Raw genomic sequence first — 21,184 nt, 5'->3', positions numbered from 1 at the left:
AGCCTGATCAGTATGGTAAGTCACGAACACCCGGGTGAAAGCAGCCTTGCTCCGATTGCCTAACGGCAACCCTCGCAAAAGCAGTTCTCGCGCCGAAGCGCTCGTGACGTCTTTTGTTGACGTTTTGCTGTTCAGTTTTCAAGGTTCATGTTGTCGCTGCTTTTTCTCAGCAACTTTATTAGTATAGCTCAATTCAATTTCGAAGTCAACTACTTTTTAAAATTTATAATTTCGTTTCGATCAAGTTGTTTTGAGGACGCTTATTAATATACCAAACACCCTTTGTTTTTGTCAACAGATTTTAAATGATAAACAGAAAATTAATAGAGCGTTTACATTTCTTATTATAACAGAAAATTCTATAAATAAAATTACAAACGTGTTACAAAAATGAATGGAATAATCCTCTTTACATTGAATCTTTTAACGGCTTCTTATGCTTATCTTCCTGTATTTTATTTTCTTGATGGCTCCTTCCTTCATTTAAAAAATTTATTAATGAACGAGCAGGATTGGTTCCATCTTTTTATTTCAAGTTGAAATGAGTTTCTTCTATATAAAACAAAAAGTCCGCCGAATGATTCGGCGGACTTCGTTTAAACTAAGAAAATGAAATAGAGAATGAAGATGACAAACAACCCATACATAATTGGGTGAACTTGTTTCGCTTTTCCAGCAAAAATCATCGTGATCGGATAGAAGATGAATCCAATTGCAATACCTGTAGCGATGCTATAGCCAAGAGGCATGGAAATCATCGTTAAAAATGCCGGCACGGCAATTTCAAATCTTGTCCAATCGATTTTTCCTAATGCTGAAACCATTAACACCCCGACAATAATTAAAGCTGGAGCCGTTACAGCACTTGTGATTACTTCTAAGAGCGGATAGAAAAGAATCGAAACTAAGAATAGCACGCCTGTGACGACAGCAGAAAATCCTGAGCGGCCTCCTGCAGCAACACCGGAAGTCGATTCGATATAAGAAGTTGTTGTGGAAGTTCCGAAAATAGCGCCGCTTACTGTAGCTACCGCATCCGCTAATAAAGCTTTACCAGCACGAGGCAGCTTATTGTCTTTCATCAACCCTGCTTGATTGGCAACTGCCACCAAAGTTCCGGCTGTATCAAAAAAGTCGACAAACAAGAAAGTAAGAACAATTACAAGGAACTGAATAGTCATCAATGAACCTGGATCGTTGAAAATCGGTTCCAATGCCACGCCAAACGTCGGAGCCATGCTTGGAATTTCTCCAACAATCGCGCTTGGCAACTCAACGATGCTGAAAATCATTCCGATTACTGCCGCAATCAACATGCCAAAAAATATTCCGCCATTAATGCCGCGCACCATAAAGATGACCGTAATCACCAAACCAAAAATCGCCAACAAAGTCGAAGGCTGTGTTAAATCGCCCAAGCCAACTAAAGTATCCGGGTTGCCGACAATAATTCCGGCATTTTGAAAACCGATGAAGGTGATGTATAACCCGATCCCAGCACCCACCGCATATTTCAATTCAGCTGGAATCGCATTGATGATTAGCTCACGCAAACCGGATAAAGATAAGACGATAAAAATAAGTCCGGAAAATAAAACACCTGTTAACGCTGTTTGCCATGGAATTCCATACGTTAAGATAACTGTATAAGCGAAAAATGCATTTAAGCCCATACCTGGAGCCAAAGCGATCGGATAACGGGCTATGATCCCCATCATGAAACAGCCTACTGCTGCAGCAAGTGCCGTCGCCATAAACACAGAACCATAATCCATGTACATTTCTTCTGGAAGATCAGGTACTGAACTCAAGGTGAGCGTTAGAGGGTTGACCACTAAAATATAAGCCATCGCTAAGAAAGTGGTTAATCCGCCAATTATTTCTTTGCGGTAATTTGTCCCCAGTTCATCAAACTGAAAATAACTTTTCATCAATTTTTCCTCCGCTTGTCGTCGCGATAATGCAAAAAACACATACAGCGGTTTGCCGTATGTGTTCGATTTATCTTTTTAAGCGTAAAACTCCTTAAAAAGGTCCTTTGTTCAGAAAGGACAAAATCGTAGTCGAGTCATTTACGGTAACTCGGTAGAAACTTTCGGGCCATATCCCCGACATTATACGACAACGTTATTTAATTACTTTTGTAATATATCATGAATATTCATCCAAAACAACACTAAACACGAACATTTATTAAAAAACCACATATAAAGTTCGTAAAAAAACTGAAATGCCACAAAGGCATTTCAGCTTTCTTCTATATATATTATTCCCACTCAATTGTTGCAGGCGGCTTAGAAGTAATGTCATACAGTACACGGTTAATATGCGAAACTTCGTTGACAAGACGGACACTGATTTTTTCCAGTACGTCCCAAGGGATGCGCGCCCAGTCTGAAGTCATGCCGTCGATGGATGTGACGGCACGGATGCCGATTGCATAATCATACGTACGGGCATCTCCCATAACGCCTACGCTGCGGATATCCGGAAGCACCGTAAAGTATTGCCAAACGTCACGGTCAAGTCCAGCTTTGCTGATTTCGTCCCGCAGAATCCAATCAGATTCACGGACGATTTCCAGTTTTTCTTCTGTAACTGCTCCCATGATCCGAATTCCAAGACCTGGACCTGGGAAAGGTTGGCGCCATACAATTTCATCAGGCATGCCAAGTTCTGTTCCTAAAACGCGGACCTCATCTTTGAACAATGTATTCAATGGTTCGATAAGCTTAAATTGCATATCTTCCGGAAGTCCACCCACATTGTGGTGGGATTTGATCGTTTGGGCAGTTGTGGTGCCGCTTTCGATGATATCCGTATAAAGTGTGCCTTGAGCCAAGAAATCCATGCCTTCAAGTTTCGAAGCTTCGTCATCGAAAACATAGATGAATTCATTGCCGATGATTTTGCGTTTTTTCTCCGGATCTGTAACGCCTTCAAGTTTTTTCAGGAAGCGTTCGCGTGCATCGATTTTAATGACGTTCATGTTAAAGCCGTCAGCGAAAGTTTTCATGACGCTTTCCGCTTCGCCTTTGCGCAGCAAACCGTGGTCAACAAACATGCAAGTCAATTGGTCGCCAATCGCTTTGTGGATCAGAACCGCTACTACCGATGAATCGACGCCGCCGCTAAGTGCGCAAAGGACTTTTTTGTCCCCTACTTCTTCACGGATTTTTTCGATTTCCAATTCGATGTAGTTTTCCATCGACCAGTCGTCCGTCATGCCGCAAACACCGAAGACGAATTGGCGCAGCAATTCATTGCCGTAGACCGAATGGCGAACTTCCGGATGGAACTGTACGCCGTAGAATTTGCGTGATTCGTCTGCCATCGAAGCGATCGGGCAGCTTGCGCTCGTACCGGTAACTTCAAATCCTGGAGGTGCAGCAGTAACCAAATCGCCATGGCTCATCCAGACGATCTGCTCTTCCGGCAAACCTTCGAAAACGCTGCTTTCTTTGATCAGTTTAAGTTCCGCTTTGCCGTATTCACGGTTTTGCGCTTTTTCAACTTTGCCGTCCAGCTTTAATGCCATTAATTGCATACCATAGCAGATCCCTAAAATTGGAAGTCCCATTCCAAAAATTGCTTCATCAATTGAAAAAGCGTTCTTATCATAGACAGAATTTGGTCCGCCCGAGAAAATGATGCCGGTCGCATTCATATCTTTGATTTCTTCAGCTGTTATCGTATGGGGATGCAACTCACTGTATACGCCAATTTCACGAATACGCCGTGTAATCAATTGGTTGTACTGGCTTCCAAAATCCAAAACCACTATTTTCTTTTGTTCTTTTAACATCGGACTTGCTGGCACACTCTTCACCTCTTCTATTCTTTTCAGGCCTCAAAATAACAAAAGAACGCGAAAATAGACTCCTCGCGTTCTTCTGCTCTACATCAAAAAGGCGAATGCACATGTCTGAAAGCATGCGTCATCCACCTTCATAGTCAAGTCATTTCCGGAGACTTGGTAGAGACATCCGATCCATATCACCGGACATATATGAGGGCACTTGTAAATTATAATTTTCTCAATTGTACAAGCTAGCGCCCTCAAAATCAACCGCTTGTGCGATTGATTAAATTTTCCCAACTTTCTTGTAGCTCGCTCCAGTCAACGGATTCCGGATTTCCGCCGTAGACCGCTTGTTCATAAGCACGCGTTAAACGTGTCATATCGCTTGTGCCGAAAAACGAATCGATATAGGAAGCATAGGATTTCAAAGTCTGCCCTTCCCTCCTCTTAATCCCATATAATTCCAATTGTTTCAATAAACGCAAATACGCTTTTTCAAATGTGGAAGCGTTTTCCCCGCGGCTTCGATAGTAAGGAATCAACACTTTCGGGAGCCATTTCTGGCGAATCTTATAGAGAACGCCTGCTAAAACCAACAGTCCAGCAGCACTCCATAAAATTTTCGCCTTATTTTCATTCCACATATCTGCGGCTCGGTCCCATAAATTCGGGCCATTGTCTTCCTCAGTTGTTGCTGCAGCACTGTCGTCCTCTTCTTCAATCGGATTAGGCCGTTCAGGCTGTTCGCGTTCAACCGGATCCGTAGCATCCACTTCCACATCAAACTCAACTTCCGAGGAACCTGTAAACCCGATCGTCGGCTCAAAAAGCATCCAGCCTACTCCAGGCATATATGCTTCCACCCAGGAATGGGCATTGTTGTTCGTGATTTGGTAAATATCACGCGTCCCTTCCGTTTCCAGCAATTCACCTTCATTGAATCCTTTCACCCATCTTGCAGGAATATCCAACGAGCGCAAAAGCACCACCATGGAAGTCGAAAAGTTATCGCAATAGCCTCTTTGGGTTTCAAAAAGAAATTGGTCTACATAATCCTGGCCCTCTTCTGGAACCGGTATATCCAGTTGGCTGTATTCAAAGCTGCCATTGGAAAAATACCGTTCAACCGCTCTCGTTTTATCGTAGACCGTCGTTGCGGATGAAGTGATTTCAATAGCTAAATCACGGACGCGCTGCGGCAATTCATCGGGCAACTGCAGAAATCGGTCAAGCGATGCCGGCAATTCCGCTAAATTCTCCGGTGCGGTGGCACGAAGCGCCGTTAAACTGAACGAAGGTTCGCTATAGCTGATCTCATAAGATTGCGGTTCAAAAACATTTCCTTGCTGAAATGTTTCAATCCGCTGGTCGGCTGCATCGTATTGGTAATTCGGCGAATCGGCCATTTGGATCGATTCCGTTCCGTATGGATACAACACGAATGGGAAATTTTGGTCCATCGTAATGACTGCGGTATCTTCTTCTCCCGCTTCCCCGGGTACGAAATCAGTTTTGATAAAATCGCCATTTTCATAAACTGCGACATCTCCGACATTTTGGGTCAATTCCCAACCTTTTGACGTATAGATATCTTTGGATTCGACTTTCCAATATTGTCCATCGTCCACTTCCGCAGTAAATACAGGCGAACTGTCGCCTATAAATGATCCGCCTAGTTGCGAATCATCCACTCCGTAGCCGATCCGGCCCACTGAATTGCCGCCTGTCCCGCTGCCGGCTTGGCTTGAAAATGAGGTGATAAATGGAACCGGGTCCGGCCAAACCGGTCCGGCTTTCGGCAAATACAATGCGACGGCCGTTGTTCCGGCTATCGCTAAAAATAACGGAATGACGGAAGCCGCAATCTTATCTCCACTCAATTCAATATGATGCCGTTCGGTCCATCTCGCTAAATGCAGCAAACCGGCAAGCAGCAAGCCGATGACCATGATGCGGATAATGGCTGTATTTCCTGTATACGGACTGAACGTATCCAATACCGCGATGAACAGGACCGTAAAAAAATAAAACAGGAAAATGCTTAAGCGGAAGCTGACCCAATAATGGATCAAGTAAACCGCCATCCACAGCAGCGCAAAGAACAGGACCGTCCGGAAGATATCGGTAGTCTGTGCCCAGTTCTGCGAGAATAGGGCTTGAGAATTGATTTGCATGTCTGACCATACAAAAGCAATCGCGTCTTTTGAAAAGAAAAACGCGTCCGTATAGACGTGGACAATAAACCAAACGATATAGAGCAGTTTAACCGGTCCGGATATCGTCCACGGCACTTTGAACAATGCCATCAAGAGCCCTAGAACGATGAAGACCAGAAACAGCGTTTTATGCCCGGTTGATGTCAACGTCATAACCGGAGTCAGCCATTCTGCCAGCAGGAAAAAGACAAGAATATATAAACAAGCCATAAACCATGTGTTTTTACGAATGGCGCTCATTTTCCGCTCCCTCCTGTAAATACGGAAGTAAAGTTTTCTGGGCTTAACCGTTTGATAAGGAACCCTTTGGATCTTGCATATTGGTACGTCATTTCATCTGTGGATGTGAACTTCTCGCCTTTTGCAGCCACAACCAAAAACATACAGGTATTTAGTTGTTTGACATTGCGCTGAATCGTCTTCACCATTTCCAATGTTAAATGGCTTGTTACATAGAGCAGACTGGATGCATGGATTTCCTGAAGCTCCCGGTTCACCGCTTGCTCCACCGGAATTTCAAGATCCGGCTGGACTTTCGCCAAGTGATACATCACGCGCTGCAGCTGCTCCTCGGTTTGGATAACCGGAAAATAGTTTTTCGTTTCTCCAATCGACAGATAAGCCAAACTCGAATTGGCGCCAATAATGGACTTGATGATCGAAGCTATCAGTTCTATTTGGATTTCAAATTTATCCGAAGGCGCACGGTCATCCATCAAAAACAGATCCTGCGACTGGCGGTCTTCAAATTCTTTCGTCCTCATCGTCTGCGTCCGGGCAAACGATTTCCAGTGAATCCAGGAAACCCGGTCGCCGGGATGATAATCCCTGATGCCGGTTGCCATCGTTGTATCCTTCACCAGCGTAAAAGGAGCCGCCATGCTGCCATGGTCATATTTCGCCTCCATGGGCCGGTAAGCAATATCCACTGTATTCGGATATACCAGTACTTTCTGCTGCAACGGCAAAAGCCGGGTTTTCCTTACCCAGCCAAAAAAGTCGGCAATCTCTACTTGAATGCCTTCTAGCACATGTTCACCGCGCGGCATATCCGGTATTTCATAAGACCAGGAATAAGCTTTTCTGAAACCTGGCACCAGCATTTTCTGATAGCTTCCATCTGCCCGATTTTTCAGCAACGGGGAATCGGTCTTTTCAGACATGACCATATACAGCAAAGGAAAACGGAATTTCCGTTGGACATGGATCGTTGCTGAAAAATTTCCGCCCTTTCTGATTTGAGCCGTATGGATTTCCCGGGAAAGCTGGATGTCCTGGATGGGATAAAAAGTCATCAATAAAGAATATAGTAAGAACGGCAATGTCATATAAAAAATAAACCAGCTGACAAAACCGCCTTGGAACATCGCAAATGAAAAAGTGAAAATCAGGATCAGAATGATGAAAAGCAGCCTTCCCCACAGATTCACGAAATTGGGCAAGCGCTTCATTGGCCAACAAGCCTTTGTACAGGCACTCTCGTTTTCGCCAGGATTCGCTCTGTGATTTCTTCTGCCGTAATGCCGTCATACCGCGCTTCTGAGCGGAGCATGATGCGATGGCCAAAAACAAACTTCGCCAAATATTGCACATCATCCGGCGTTACATAGTTTCTCCCTTTCAACATGGCATAAGCTTGGGAAGCTTTCATCAACGCAATCGATCCCCGCGGGCTCACCCCTAAATAGACATAAGGGTCAATTCGCGTTTGGCGCGCCAAATCGACGATGTAGCTTTTAATCGAATCTTCCACTTTGATCTTTTTCGCCTCTTCTTGGAGATGCAATAATTCATCCAATGAAATAACGGCTTCCAGTTCGTCTATCGGCACCGATAGCTGCGAGCGGCTCAACACTTCCACTTCCTCTTTCGAACTCGGATAGCCCATTTTCACTTTCAACAAGAAACGGTCGAGCTGCGCTTCCGGGAGCGGATACGTCCCCTCATATTCAATGGGATTTTGAGTTGCCATAACAAAAAAGGGTTTGGGAATCGTCATCGTGACACCATCAATTGTGACAGAAGCTTCTTCCATCGCTTCTAGCAAAGAGGATTGTGTCTTCGGGGAAGTTCGGTTGATTTCATCCGCTAAAACAATATTGCCCATGATCGGTCCAGGGCGGAAATGGAATTCCATATCTTTCGGATTGTAGATGGAAACACCGATGACGTCTGAAGGCAAAAGGTCCGGTGTAAATTGAATGCGCTTAAAATCGGCGCCGACTGATTTAGCAAGGGCCCTTACCAACATGGTTTTCCCGACCCCGGGAACGTCCTCCAAAAGCACATGCCCATGTGAAAGCATGGCGACGATACTGAGTTCGGCAATATTTCGTTTCCCGATTATTACTTTTTCTATATTATCAATTACTGCATTTAACCGATCTTTAGCATCCATGCTCACTGCCCCCAATGAATAATAAATAAAATTTAAAATTGTCTAAAACTTATCATAAGCATAACGAATTTATAGGAATTTCTCAACTCCTCTTCCTTTCATACAGGTCTTTTTCCACAATTAAAAACAGAGCCTTTAAAAAGCTCTGTCCATTTTGGTTCATTTCCAGAAATCATCGAATACCGTAATCGGCAAATGGCGCTTATGCTGCGTACGCAGATAATAGCCTTCCAATTTTTCGCGGGCATCTTCCGGGATTTTTTTCCCTTCCAGATAATCATCAATCATTTCATATGTCAGCCCTAAAGCCACTTCATCCGGAATAGCCGGTTTGTCTTCTTCCAAATCGGCCGTCGGAATTTTCGTGTATAAATGCTCAGGCGCATCCAGCTCTTTCAACAACGCCCGGCCTTGGCGCTTGTTTAATCGGAACAATGGCGTGACATCCGCTGCCCCGTCGCCGAATTTCGTGTAAAATCCGGTGATGGCTTCAGCCGCATGGTCCGTTCCGAGAACCACCGCATTTTGCATAGCCGCAAGCGAAAACTGCACTTTCATGCGCTCGCGGGCTTTTTCATTGCCTTTTGCGAAATCCGTAAGGGTAATGCCTGCTTCATCCAACGCTTTTTTGCTGGCATCTACTGCCCCTTTAATATTGACAGTGTATACTTTCGTCGGCTTGATGAAATTGATGGCGTCCTGGGCATCATGTTCATCAAACTGCTCGCCGTACGGCAGGCGCACCGCATAAAACCCGTATTTGCCTTCTCCGCTTTCAGCGTTCAACTCATCCACTGCCATTTGGGCAAGCTTGCCAGCCAAAGTGGAATCTTGTCCGCCTGAAATGCCGAGCACATATCCCTTCAAAAACGGGTGCTTCACTAAGTATTCTTTCAGAAAGGATACAGTCCGGCTGATCTCCTCTTTAGGATCAATGGTTGGCTGAACTTTAAGTTCTTCAATAATCGTTTGCTGTAATGTCGACATTTGAATTCCCCCTTATTTGCTGGTCATTTGCTGAATGGAGTCTTTCACTTCCTGGATATTTCGTATTTTATTGTCCCAACATTTCTGGCTGAGATCGACCGGATATTCTTCCGGATTCAATGAACGCTTGTATTCGTCCCATAACAAATCCATATTGCTGTTTGCATACGCCTGGATTTCTTCCAATGGAGGGTTTTCGTAAATCAGTTCCCCGTTTTTGATGACTTGCTGATGGATATTGACGGCGTCAAAATTGCTGACAAACTTGGACACGTACGTATGGACCGGATGGAACATCTTCAAATGGTCTTCAGCAGCCGGATTTTCATCTTGCATGGTGATGTAATCCCCTTCAGATTTACCATTTTCCCTATCAATGATGCGATAAACGTTTTTAAGTCCAGGTGTTGTCACTTTTTCAGCGTTTCCGGAAATTTTAATCGTATCTTCCATTTCGCCATGGTCGTTTTCGATTGCCACCAATTTGTAGACAGCTCCAAGAGCCGGCTGGTCATATGCCGTAATCAGCTTTGTTCCAATTCCCCATGCATCTACCCGCGCGCCTTGGGCTTTTAAGTTGAGGATGGTATATTCATCAAGATCATTGGAGACGACAATTTGAGCATCCGTGAAGCCTGCTTCATCCAGCATCTTCCGGGCTTCTTTTGATAAAAACGCAATATCTCCGCTGTCTAGGCGGATTCCTTGGAAATTAATCTTATCGCCCAACTCCTTCGCGACGCGGATTGCAGTAGGAAGGCCGGATTTCAACGTATCATATGTATCCACCAGGAACACACAGTCTTTATGGCGCTTCGCATACGAATGGAAAGCTTCGTATTCATCTTTATAGGCTTGGACAAGTGAATGGGCATGCGTGCCTGCCACCGGAATGCCGAACATTTTCCCTGCACGGACATTGCTGGTCGCTTCAAGGCCGCCGATATAGGCAGCGCGCGTTCCCCAAACAGCCGCATCCATTTCCTGTGCGCGCCGCGTCCCAAATTCCATCACCCGTTCGCCTTTGACAATCTGTTTGATACGGCTCGCTTTTGTCGCGATCAAAGTTTGGTAATTGACGATGTTCAGGAGCGCCGTTTCGATCAATTGAGCTTCAACTAAAGGCGCTTCGATGCGTAGAAGCGGCTCATTCTGGAAAACCAATTCCCCTTCTACGACAGAGTAAATGTCTCCTGTAAAACGGACCGTTTTCAAATAAGCCAGAAAATCGTCTCCGTAGCCGACTTCTTCTTTTAAATAAGCCAAGTCGCTGTCTGTAAAACGGAATTCTTTCAAGTAATCAAGAATGCGCTCCAGCCCGGCAAAAATGGCATAGCCATTGCCGAAAGGCAGTTTCCGGAAAAATAATTCAAATACCGCTTTTCGTTCATGCATGCCATCCGCCCAATAGGATTCGGACATATTAATTTGGTACAAATCGGTATGTAGCGTTAAACTGTCATCTGAATATTTTCTTTCCATTCGAATCTCCTTCTTCCACAAGTCGTTAATTTCAAGTTAATTTCTATAATTATACCCTAATCGACCCATTTCAAATAAAGAAAACGTAAATAATCGATTTAATTGACATAGACTTAAAAACATGAGATACTTAGTCAGTTAACAACGAGGTAACTGAAAAATATTGATAATCTGGCATTCTACAGGAATGTTTTTGAACATACTTATTCACACTGGCGCGATTTAAGGATCGCAAGGACGTAAAAGAAGGTAGGGTTTACGTTGCTTAAGTTAGAAAGCCACCAGTGGAACAATGACCGCGGCACAGAAAGTTAAACCTTTCAATGGAAATGATTCCCCGTTAGAACGGGTTGAAAAATTGAAATCAACTATTAGTTAATGTTACCTTAAAAAATCAAAGGGATGCCCCCAAACGGGGGCATCCCTTTTCCAATGCTTCATTTAATTCGTTTTTCCGGCCGACTCCAGTACATATGCATCTTCCTGGCGATTTAAGTAGTCCGTCACAGCTCCTCTTGAAGAACAAGAGACGTTATGCGCGTATTTTCCAAGAACCCCTTTTCTATAAAGAGGCGGCGCTGTCCATGCTTTGCGGCGGGCTTCCAGTTCTTCATCCGATACAGCCATCGTAATTTCCTGCTTGATGGAATCGATTGTTACGGTATCGCCTTCTTTCAACAACGCAATCGGGCCACCCACTTGGGCTTCCGGTGCAATATGCCCGACCACCAAGCCGTGCGTTCCTCCAGAAAAGCGTCCATCCGTCAATAAAGCAACCGATTCGCCCATGCCTTTTCCGACAAGAATCGCAGATATCGATAGCATCTCCGGCATTCCCGGACCGCCTTTTGGCCCAACGTAGCGGATGACCAGAACGTCGCCATCGTTGATCTCGTTCGCCATCACGGCAGCCGTCGCTTCTTTCTCTGTATCAAATACCCGGGCTGGGCCAGTATGGACTTTCACTTTGACACCCGATAGTTTCGCAACCGCGCCTCTTGGCGAAAGATTTCCTTTTAATACGACGAGCGGGCCATCAGCACGTTTCGGCTTTTCAAACGGCACGATGACTTCCTGCCCTTCAGCTAGTCCAGGAGCTTCAGCCAAGTTTTGGGCCAATGTCTTGCCGGTAACCGTCATGCAATCTCCGTGCAAGTAGCCCTTTTCAAGCAATAATTTCATTACAGCTTGAACCCCGCCCACTCTATGTAAATCTTCCATGACAAATCGTCCGCTTGGTTTCAGGTCTGCAATATGCGGCACCTGTTTTTGCAAACGGTTGAAGTCGTCAATAGTCAAATCCACTTCGATTGCATGGGCAATCGCCAATAAATGGAGAATCGCATTTGTGGATCCGCCAAGCGCCATCACGACCGTAATCGCATTTTCAAACGCTTCTTTAGTCATAATGTCTTTCGGATAAATGCCCAGTTCCAGCAAGTTGTATACGGCTCTTCCTGCTGCTTCGCAGTCCGCTGCTTTCAAATTGTTTTCCGCCGGGTTTGAAGAACTTCCCGGCAAACTCATCCCCATGGCTTCTGCGGCCGAAGCCATGGTGTTCGCCGTATACATCCCACCGCATGAACCGGCTCCAGGGCATGCTGCACATTCAATTCCACGCAAAGTATCATCCGAAATGTCCCCATTATTATGCTGGCCGACACCTTCAAAAACAGAGACGATATCAATGTCGCCGCCGTTATGCTTGCCCGGTGCAATGGTGCCGCCGTAGACAAAAACAGCCGGCACTTCCGAGTTGGCAATCGCGATCAAACAGCCGGGGATGTTTTTATCGCAGCCCCCGATGGCTACTAAGCCATCCAAATTTTCCGCCCCGACAACCGTTTCAATCGAATCGGCGATCACATCGCGGCTGGGCAAGGAATAGCGCATGCCGTCCGTTCCCATGGAAATCCCATCTGAAACGGTAATGGTGTTGAAGATAAACGGAACACCGCCTGCTTCTCTCGCTCCTTTTTTCGCGCTTACTGCTAAATCATGAATATGTATATTGCACGGAGTCACTTCACTCCATGTACTGGCTATCCCAATCATCGGTTTTTGAAAATCTTCATCGGTCACTCCAACGGAACGGAGCATAGCCCGGTTCGGCGCTTTCATGGCCCCTTCGCTGAATACTTTACTCTTGATGCGCAAATCCTTTTTCATTAGACATCTATCCTTTCTTTTTACTCATTATAGAGCAATTTTTAAACAATTCAATGAATTAAAAATTTTTATTCACTCAAATGAATATTTTGTCATAGAATATTCAAACTTTTTCTTCTATATAAAAAGCTCCAGCATCTGCTGGAGCTTTCTTGTTCATTTTTTAGCGGCTCGCTTCTATCCAGTCGTTTTCCAGTTTCGCTGGCGGCATCGGACGACTGTAAAAATAGCCTTGGCCAATTACGCCGAAGCCTTTGAGCAGTTCCACTTGTTCTTCCTTTTCGATTCCCTCTACCACTACTAATGTATCCAGCCCTTTACCTACTGAAATAATGGCTTTCAAGATGGAGAGATTCCGTGAATTGTTAAGCATGTCATCAATCAGCGATTTATCAATCTTCAATGTATCGATTTCGATGTTTTTGATGACTGTCAACGATGAATAGCCGGCTCCGAAATCATCAATGGCGATTTTCAAGCCGAGTTCCCTCAACTGCCGGATCACTTTGGACGATTCTTCAATATTCATCATGACGCTTTCCGTAATTTCAATTTCCAGTTGGGAGGCGTCAATTCGGTATTTTTTCAAAAGCGCTTCGACTTTCCGATTAAATTGAGAATCCCGGAATTGCCGGGCCGAAACGTTTACCGATACCCGGACTGCCAGTTTGCCGCATTCTTTCCATTCCTGGATTTGGCGGCAAGCTTCTTCCAGTACCCATTCGCCTATCGGCAAGATCAATCCTGTCTCTTCCGCTATCGGAATGAATTCAACGGGAGAAACCGGACCGAATGATGGATTCCAACGCAGCAGCGCTTCGAGTCCGACTAATTTTTCCGTTTGCAGATCTACTTGCGGCTGGTAATGGAGTTTGAATTCATCTTTCGCGATAGCTTTTCGCAATGCGCTTTCCACTTGGTATTTGCGGACAACTTTCTGGTTTAAGTCCTGGGTGAAAAACTGATAATTATTTTTGCCCTTTTCTTTCGCTGAATATAAAGCAAAATCCGCTTCCCTGATCAAGGTTTCTTCATTGCTCATCCGGTCCCTTTGGATGCTGATGCCGATACTGATCGTAACAATCATTTCATGTTCAAATAATTCAACAGGCTGTTTCATGGCTTCAAAAATTTTCTGAGCCAGGCGGTCCATATAAGCCTCAGTCACATTTTCGAACGCCACAATGAATTCATCGCCGCCATGCCGAGACAACCGGTCAGACGGACGCAGACAAGATTTGATGCGCTCGGATACTTTTTTTAGGAAAAGGTCGCCCCCTTGATGCCCTAAAAGGTCATTCACTCCTTTAAAATCATCGAAATCAATCAGCATCACGGCAAGCGTCCGGTCATATCGTTTTGCTTTCTCAGCAGTCTTGGCCAGATTTTCATAGAACCAATGGCGATTCGGCAGGCCGGTCAATTGATCGGTAAAGGCCAATTCGTTCATTCTTTTTTCCAGTTGCTTTTTTTCCGAAACATCCCGGGTAATTGCGAATACCCCATTCACTTCTCCTTGTTTGCGGATTGGCACCACATTTAAATCCGTGAGGAATTCATTGTGTCCCTTGTCCAGAAGCTTCTGTTCAGCTTGCAGCGGATTGCCTTGCTTCGCTAATTCGAACACATCGATTACACGTGAAATATTTTCGGCGATCAATTCGGTGAAGGGAATTTTTCTAAGCTCGTTTTCGGTATAACCCGTTAACTCTTCGCCGCGTTTATTAACGTTTTTAAACGATCCGTCCAGCGCAATTTCAAAAACCGCATCTAAATTGTTTTCGAATAATGAACGGTATTTCTCTTCGTTCTCTTCCATCAACTGCAAAGCTTCTTTTTCTTTTTTGATGTTTTTGGCAATACCGTATACCCCATTGATTTCGCCATCCGTTTTGATTGGCAGATTGGTGATGTGGAGGTCGATCCATTCCCCGTCTTTTCGGATGCATTGCAATTCATAGTTCTGTGTAAATCCTAATAAGGCTTGATTAAAATGCTCAATTGCGTCCGTTAAATACGGCGGAGCTACGAGCGGTTGGAAAGAAGTGCCGATCAGCTCTTCTTTTGTGTACCCAATAAGATCCAGGATGGCCTCATTAACATTCAACAGCCGGCCTTCGTGATCCATCGAAAACACGCCGTCCGGATTATAAGCGAACAACGACTGATACCGCTGCTCGCTCGTTTCAAGCTCTATCCGGATTTTCTTTTCCAGCGTGATATCGCGAAGAATCAGCTGAATAGCCGGTTTGCCCTCAAACTTCATTTGGACTCCTGTCACTTCGACATCAATTAACGTGCCATCCGGCTTGATGAATTGCTGTTCGATCGGAGCCGCATTGCCGCCTTGCATCATATGGTGAATCCGCTTTTTGACAATCGGCTGAAAAGACGGCGGCACAAAATCGAGAATCGACTTGCCCAAAACAAGTTTCTTGTCTTCAACGCCGACCATTTTCAAACAAGCTTCATTTACAAAAATCAATTTCCCGCCGCTATGAACAACAATCGGCTCCGGCGACAACTCCACCAGTTTCCGAAACCGGTTTTCACTTTCCTTCATTTCCTCAATCAGCCGGCTTTCGACGGCGATGGTCCGGTAATCGGCATAGGCAAATAACATTGCCAGCACGATAACCGCTGCTGACAGGGCAAAGATCAAGTTCAAAATATACATTTCTGAAATCCAGAAGGGACCCGCCGCAGAAAAATTCAGATCCACGATATTTGCGTTCATCGCCGTATAATGCATCAAGGAAATTGCCATGCCCAATAAAACCGCACTTATCGCTTTCCGGCTTAGCAATTTGTTCAGCCGCTTGAAATTCATGAAAATTTGAATTGCCCCTGTTGAAAATAGAAGGGCAACGGCAATCGATAAGATGAAGAACCCCCAATTCAACCGGCTGGTTTCATCTCCCTGAACGGAAGCCATTGCAATGTAATGCCCAGAAATAATGCCGAGGCCCAGCATCGCGCTGCTGAAAATCAGATTAACTTTGGTCGCTTTTCCGTTATACAGCACTTGAAAAGCGATGGATGATGCCAAAATGGAAATGGCTAAAGACGCCAATAACAAAAGCGCGTGGTAGGAGATATCCGCTTGCCCATAGGTGTGGAAAGCAGACATTCCAATTAGATGCATGGTAAAGATGCCAAGGCCCATAAATACACTGGCAGCTGAAACAAAGATTTGACGTTTTTCTACAGCTGCATCTGCCAATTTCCCAATTAAAACGAGAGAAATATAAGAAGAAAAAATTGCTATAAGCACGGATAATATGATCAAAAACGGGCTAAATGATGCCATTAAATTTTTCCATCTCCTACATGTCACTTAACATTCTTGATAATTATACCTTAAATTTTGTACTCATTCTGTTTTTATCCATTAAAATAGGTAATTAGCCATTTTTATCTTTATAAACAAATAAGGCTTCCGCCAGAATAAGCGGAAGCCTTATTTTTCAGTTTATAAAGGAGGCAAGATATGCGGTGCGGACAACGGGCTGATCTCTGCGTCGAGGTTCACGTTCACCGGCAGCGTTTCGCCGAAAACAGGCGCTACTGCCAACACGCTAATCAATCCGGCTACTGCGATAGCCGTCCAGAATTTCTTTGAAGACTTCATCAAGGTTCACCAGCCTTTCGTTGTTCATATGAGCGGTAGAAATTGGCCTTCTCCCATTCTTTCTTTCGCTCATAGAAATTCTTTAATTCAATTGCTACTTTTTTACCTTCTTTAATATAACCATTTTTTCTGAAAAATGGGAACATTATTTCTTCACAATAGGTAATTAGGTCTGGTTGGGAAAACATTCGTTTCTCGAAATAGTTTTGATAAATACGGAAATATTCATCGTCGGTTTCTTCTGTTAAAAGCCGAAGCTCTTCTAATAATTGGCGGTCTTCCCGCTGCATTTCAATGGTCGTTTCGAGCAGGCTGATCAAGACCGCTTTATAGATATAGGAATCTTTTGAGACACGCACTTTGAGTTCTTCCAGCAATTCGATTGCTTCATCAAACTCCTTCTTTTGCTTGAACAGTTCAGCCAAATTATAAATCGTTTGATTGTAGAGGTCTTTTTGTCCTGTCAAATGGGCATTGCGTTTTAATACTTCGTATAGACCGCCTGCCTGGACCAGCAAATTCCTCCGCGTATAATTGATTGCCAATAGGAGCTGGGCATGCAGCAGCCGAATGTAATTATGGTGCAGTTGAAAATACTGGACAGCCATTTCTGCGTAATAGGCCGACAATTCAAATCGGTCGAGCAAAATCAGCAGACGGGCTTTTTGGTAATAATACTCCCCCTCGAACTTTTGAGGGATACTTTGAATCCCCTGGTCCAGCTGATCGAGAAACCCCAACGCCTTTTCTGTCTTATTGAGCATGGTGTAGTAAATGGAAAGAAAGAATTGGTGCAGCCATTTTTCCGGCGCAGTAAACGATCCTTTTATGCGTTCAATCAGATCTTTCTGCCGTTCAGCGCGTTCCTGGTCATTCTCGTAAATATAAAAGCGAAATTTGTACAGTTCGTATTGATTTACGAGATCAGAAGATTGAAGATAATCATTTTCTTCTTCCAATTGCTCGTATTGTTTGCGCATGTGATCCAAATCGTAAAACAAGGAACAATCGATGAATTCCCCCATTTGGCGCGTCAGCCGCTTATGCCGATGCATTTCCTTTTCCCACTGGACGCCCATCTTAGCGAGGAGCGCTTCAATCGTTGACTCATGCGGGACGTATGTATTCGATTCTATTTTGCTTAAATGGGAAATCGAGCAAATGCCATCTGCCAATTGGGCTTGCGTAAGCTGGTATTTTGTACGGTAATATTTGATGACAGATCCAATGTTCATAATTCCACCCTTTTTTGTCAGAATAATAAAATAGTAACACAAAAGGGGACTCCAGTATAAACTGGAACCCCCTTTTCATTATCCCAACCGATTAACGTACACGAGCAAATCCGAAGCCTGAAGCATAGTCATCGCCGACGCCTGCTCCTGAACCTGAAAGGATATCATAATTTCTTGCGCGATTCTGAAGATCTTTACGGATTGTAGCATTGCTGGCAGAAGGATTTGCCGCCCAGATTTTTGCAGCCAATCCTGCTACATGCGGTGAAGCCATCGATGTTCCAGAAATCGTTGAGTAGCCGCCGTTATACCAAGTCGAATAAATCGAAGCTCCTGGTGCGGATACTTCCACGTCGCCTTTTTGAATGACGTAATCGCCGTCTGTCGAGCTGTACCCTCTAGAAGAGAAATCCGCTACACGGTACGTGCCATTTTGGATGACGTTTTCCAATGCCGCTACCGCTACTGCATTCGGCAAGGCGCCTGGGTAACCAATTGATCCTTGGTACGGGCCTTCGTTGCCAGCTGCTGCGATAATCAATACACCTTTGCTGTAAGCGTAGTTGACTGCATTGGTAATTAGGCTGCTTTCTCCTGAAGAACCAAGAGACATGTTGATGACCACTTTCGTTTTCAATGAAGTTGCCTGGTCAGCTGCGTGGCGGATGGCTGCTGCGATATCATCCGCTGAGCCGGAACCGTTATCGCCTAATACTTTATACGCCCAAAGATCCGCATCCGGTGCAACGCCGTAAACACCAGAGCCCGTACCGCCGTCAGCAAGCGCAGAGCCGGCTACGTGCGTGCCATGCCCTTGGCGGTCCGTACACGAACCATTTACAAAGCTTGTGCTTGTTGTAAAGTCTTTGCACTGTTCAATGTTATTTTTCAAATCCGGATGGCTGACATTGACTCCCGTATCCAAGACTGCTACATTAATGCCCGAACCGCCTGAAGTGCGGGTCAGAGAACTGTCATTATAAATCGCTTTGATGCCCCAAGGCGTTGATTGTGAAGCAGCCATTGCTTGATACACTGCTTCTGGCTTTGACGAACTTTTCTCAATCGTAAATTCCGGCACCTTTTCGACTTTTATATTTTTGTTCTTTTGCAGTGCTTCGTATTGTTTTTCATTCATGTCAACAGTGAACCCTTCACCTGCAAAATCCCATTGGACACCATATTTCGACTTTGCATTTTGAAGTTCTTTCTGATTTTGCGAATCAATCAAGACACGGAATGTTTCATTGCCTTTTTGATCCACGGAATCTCCGTTCGCACTTACGCCCATTGCCGGCACAAGCAATGTCGCTGATAACATGATACTCGTCAATAATTTACCTGATTTCTTCATCGTCCAATCCCCTTTACCATTCTATTTGCCGGGCATGTAAGCTTATGCGGCGTCCCGCTTGGGCTAATTGCCAGCAACAACTTAAAGTTAACAGAAGATTTAGGAATGCGTAATTGGGAAAAAAATCAGGTGTATTTGGATAAAACTAGGTTTAAAGGTAATTAGTCGCAGGTATATCGAACCAATGGTAATTTATACCTTTACATATTCCTTTTATTGAAATAATCATTTGCAGCAAAAAAACCATGCATCATGCATGGTTTAATTTTGCCAATCGATAAACTCTCGCTTCAAAGGGATGGACTTTTTCACGGTCTTCTGCGCTGTAATTCCCAAGAAGCAGCTCCGCTCCTTCCGGTACTTTCCATCGGCAGAACTCGCCTTTCATGTTGGCTAAGATCAATAGCTTTTCCTCTTCGTTTTCACGTGTATATGCGTAGATGCACGGATTTCCCGTTTCATAGAGGTTATAGATTCCATAAATCAAAACGGTGGAACCTTTTCTAAGTGAAATCATCTTTTTATAAAAATGGAATACTGAAAGCGGGTCTTGCTGCTGCGCTTCTGCATTCAGCCAGACGTAATTCGGATTAACTTGAATCCATGGCTCCGTTTCTGAAAATCCGCTGTAGCGCCCACTGTTCCATTGCATCGGCGTACGGGCATGGTCCCGGCTGCTCATTTGAATGGTTTTCATAATTTCTTCAAGCGGCATGCCTTCTGCCCGTTTGTAGCGATAAAAATTCAAGGTTTTGATATCGTCATAAAGATCAATTCCTTCAAATGGCGCATTGGTCATGCCCAGTTCCTGTCCCTGGTAAATAAAAGGGGTGCCTTGCATCAGGAAATACATGCAGGCAATGGAAGTGGCACTCTCCCGCCAATAATTCTGATCGTCTCCCCAAGTTGAAACGATGCGCGACCGATCGTGATTTTCCACATATAAGGCGTTCCATCCGATTCCTTCCGCTTCTTTTTGCCAATTCGTTAAAATCTGTTTGAGCGCTGCTAAATTTACGCCGCAATCTTCATTCGGCTTCCTTAAATACCACGTTTCAAATTGAAAGACCATATCCATTTTTCCGTTTTCTTCGCTGATCCATTCATCGATTTCTTCGACGGTCACACCGTTGGCTTCACCGACCGTCATAATGTCGTAGTTCGAAAAGGTTTCATCGTATAATTCGGCCAGCAAATCTTGGATGCCTTCAACGTCCGTCATCTTCTCCCAAGCCGGAACATACGGAGCATTCGTTGGGTTCGGCATATCGGTATAGTCTTTCTTAATGTGGCTGATGGCATCTAAGCGAAAACCGTCAATCCCTTTTTGGAGCCACCAATTAACCATCCGGTACAGTTCTTTCCGGACTTCGGGGTTCTCCCATTCCAGATCCGGCTGTTTTTCTGCATAGAGATGAAGATAGTATTGGCGGGTCTTTTCGTCAAATGTCCAGGCCGGACCGCTGAAGATGCTTTCCCAGTTGGTTGGTTCATCCCGCCAGACATACCAGTTCCGCTTGGGATTGTCTCTCGAAGAACGCGACTCAATGAACCAGGGGTGCTCGTCGCTTGTATGGTTAAGGACCAAATCCAGCACCATCTTCATCCCACGGCTGTGCATATCTTCAAGCAACCGGTCAAAGTCTTGCATCGTACCCATTTCTTCCATGATTTTCTGATAATCACTGATATCATAGCCATTGTCGATATTCGGCGATTTATACATCGGACAAAGCCAGATGACGTCAATTCCAAGATCCTGCAAATAATCCAGCTTTTCTCTCAGGCCGTTCAAATCCCCGATGCCGTCTCCATTTGAATCTTTGAAGCTTCTTGTATAAACCTGATAGACGACTGCTTCTTTCCACCATTTTTGCTTCATCAGTTTGGCCTCCAATGCTCAGGAGTCG

The 21,184-nt window shown here is 44.7% G+C and carries 13 protein-coding genes and 2 riboswitches; all 13 genes read right to left on the bottom strand.

The genetic code is table 11. The features are described 5' to 3' along the window. Window positions 1–596: 596 nt before the first annotated feature. On the bottom strand, window positions 597–1,931 hold the full coding sequence (locus MTR82_RS16615) for an NCS2 family permease (protein WP_246809956.1): 1,335 nt from the start codon (window positions 1,929–1,931) through the stop codon (window positions 597–599). Window positions 1,932–2,040: 109 nt separating this feature from the next. After that, window positions 2,041–2,142: riboswitch (purine riboswitch) on the bottom strand. 124 nt (window positions 2,143–2,266) lie between these two features. Then, on the bottom strand, window positions 2,267–3,805 hold the full coding sequence (gene guaA, locus MTR82_RS16610; protein WP_246809966.1) for a glutamine-hydrolyzing GMP synthase: 1,539 nt from the start codon (window positions 3,803–3,805) through the stop codon (window positions 2,267–2,269). A 126-nt stretch (window positions 3,806–3,931) separates the two neighbouring features. Next, a riboswitch (purine riboswitch) is annotated at window positions 3,932–4,033 on the bottom strand. Between the two features lie 32 nt (window positions 4,034–4,065). Then, the gene (locus MTR82_RS16605; protein WP_246809955.1) at window positions 4,066–6,258 is read right to left on the bottom strand and encodes a DUF4129 domain-containing transglutaminase family protein; all 2,193 of its coding nucleotides are present in this window, start codon (window positions 6,256–6,258) and stop codon (window positions 4,066–4,068) included. Further along, on the bottom strand, window positions 6,255–7,469 hold the full coding sequence (locus MTR82_RS16600) for a DUF58 domain-containing protein (RefSeq protein ID WP_052652483.1): 1,215 nt from the start codon (window positions 7,467–7,469) through the stop codon (window positions 6,255–6,257). Before MTR82_RS16600 ends, MTR82_RS16605 begins: the two co-directional genes overlap by 4 nt. Beyond that, the gene (locus tag MTR82_RS16595; RefSeq protein ID WP_052652484.1) at window positions 7,466–8,416 is read right to left on the bottom strand and encodes an AAA family ATPase; all 951 of its coding nucleotides are present in this window, start codon (window positions 8,414–8,416) and stop codon (window positions 7,466–7,468) included. The genes MTR82_RS16600 and MTR82_RS16595 overlap by 4 nt, the downstream gene beginning before the upstream one ends. Window positions 8,417–8,575: 159 nt before the next feature. After that, window positions 8,576–9,403 (bottom strand): ammonia-dependent NAD(+) synthetase, encoded by an 828-nt coding sequence (nadE, locus tag MTR82_RS16590; protein ID WP_052652485.1) that lies wholly within the window; start codon window positions 9,401–9,403, stop codon window positions 8,576–8,578. Window positions 9,404–9,415: 12 nt separating this feature from the next. After that, a complete protein-coding gene (locus MTR82_RS16585; protein WP_246809954.1) occupies window positions 9,416–10,885 on the bottom strand; it encodes a nicotinate phosphoribosyltransferase in 1,470 nt (489 codons plus the stop codon). Between the two features lie 441 nt (window positions 10,886–11,326). Next, on the bottom strand, window positions 11,327–13,054 hold the full coding sequence (ilvD, locus tag MTR82_RS16580; protein ID WP_246809953.1) for a dihydroxy-acid dehydratase: 1,728 nt from the start codon (window positions 13,052–13,054) through the stop codon (window positions 11,327–11,329). A gap of 163 nt (window positions 13,055–13,217) precedes the next feature. Next, on the bottom strand, window positions 13,218–16,364 hold the full coding sequence (locus MTR82_RS16575) for an EAL domain-containing protein (protein ID WP_246809952.1): 3,147 nt from the start codon (window positions 16,362–16,364) through the stop codon (window positions 13,218–13,220). A 162-nt stretch (window positions 16,365–16,526) separates the two neighbouring features. Beyond that, window positions 16,527–16,685: a hypothetical protein gene (locus tag MTR82_RS16570; RefSeq protein WP_199876620.1), complete on the bottom strand. Its 159-nt coding sequence runs from the start codon at window positions 16,683–16,685 to the stop codon at window positions 16,527–16,529. Next, on the bottom strand, window positions 16,685–17,920 hold the full coding sequence (locus MTR82_RS16565; RefSeq protein WP_052652492.1) for a helix-turn-helix domain-containing protein: 1,236 nt from the start codon (window positions 17,918–17,920) through the stop codon (window positions 16,685–16,687). Before MTR82_RS16565 ends, MTR82_RS16570 begins: the two co-directional genes overlap by 1 nt. Before the next feature lie 91 nt (window positions 17,921–18,011). After that, on the bottom strand, window positions 18,012–19,274 hold the full coding sequence (locus MTR82_RS16560; RefSeq protein ID WP_246809951.1) for a S8 family peptidase: 1,263 nt from the start codon (window positions 19,272–19,274) through the stop codon (window positions 18,012–18,014). A gap of 250 nt (window positions 19,275–19,524) precedes the next feature. Next, window positions 19,525–21,156 carry an alpha-glucosidase gene (locus MTR82_RS16555; protein ID WP_246809950.1) on the bottom strand — a complete coding sequence of 544 codons (1,632 nt, stop codon included), beginning with the start codon at window positions 21,154–21,156 and terminating at the stop codon, window positions 19,525–19,527. Between the last annotated feature and the right edge of the window lie 28 nt (window positions 21,157–21,184).

The organism is Planococcus ruber (genome assembly GCF_022819085.1).
GTDB lineage: Bacteria > Bacillota > Bacilli > Bacillales_A > Planococcaceae > Planococcus > Planococcus ruber.
The sequence above is the reverse complement of the archived record's forward strand: the minus strand, read 5'-3'. Positions and strand labels throughout refer to the sequence as shown.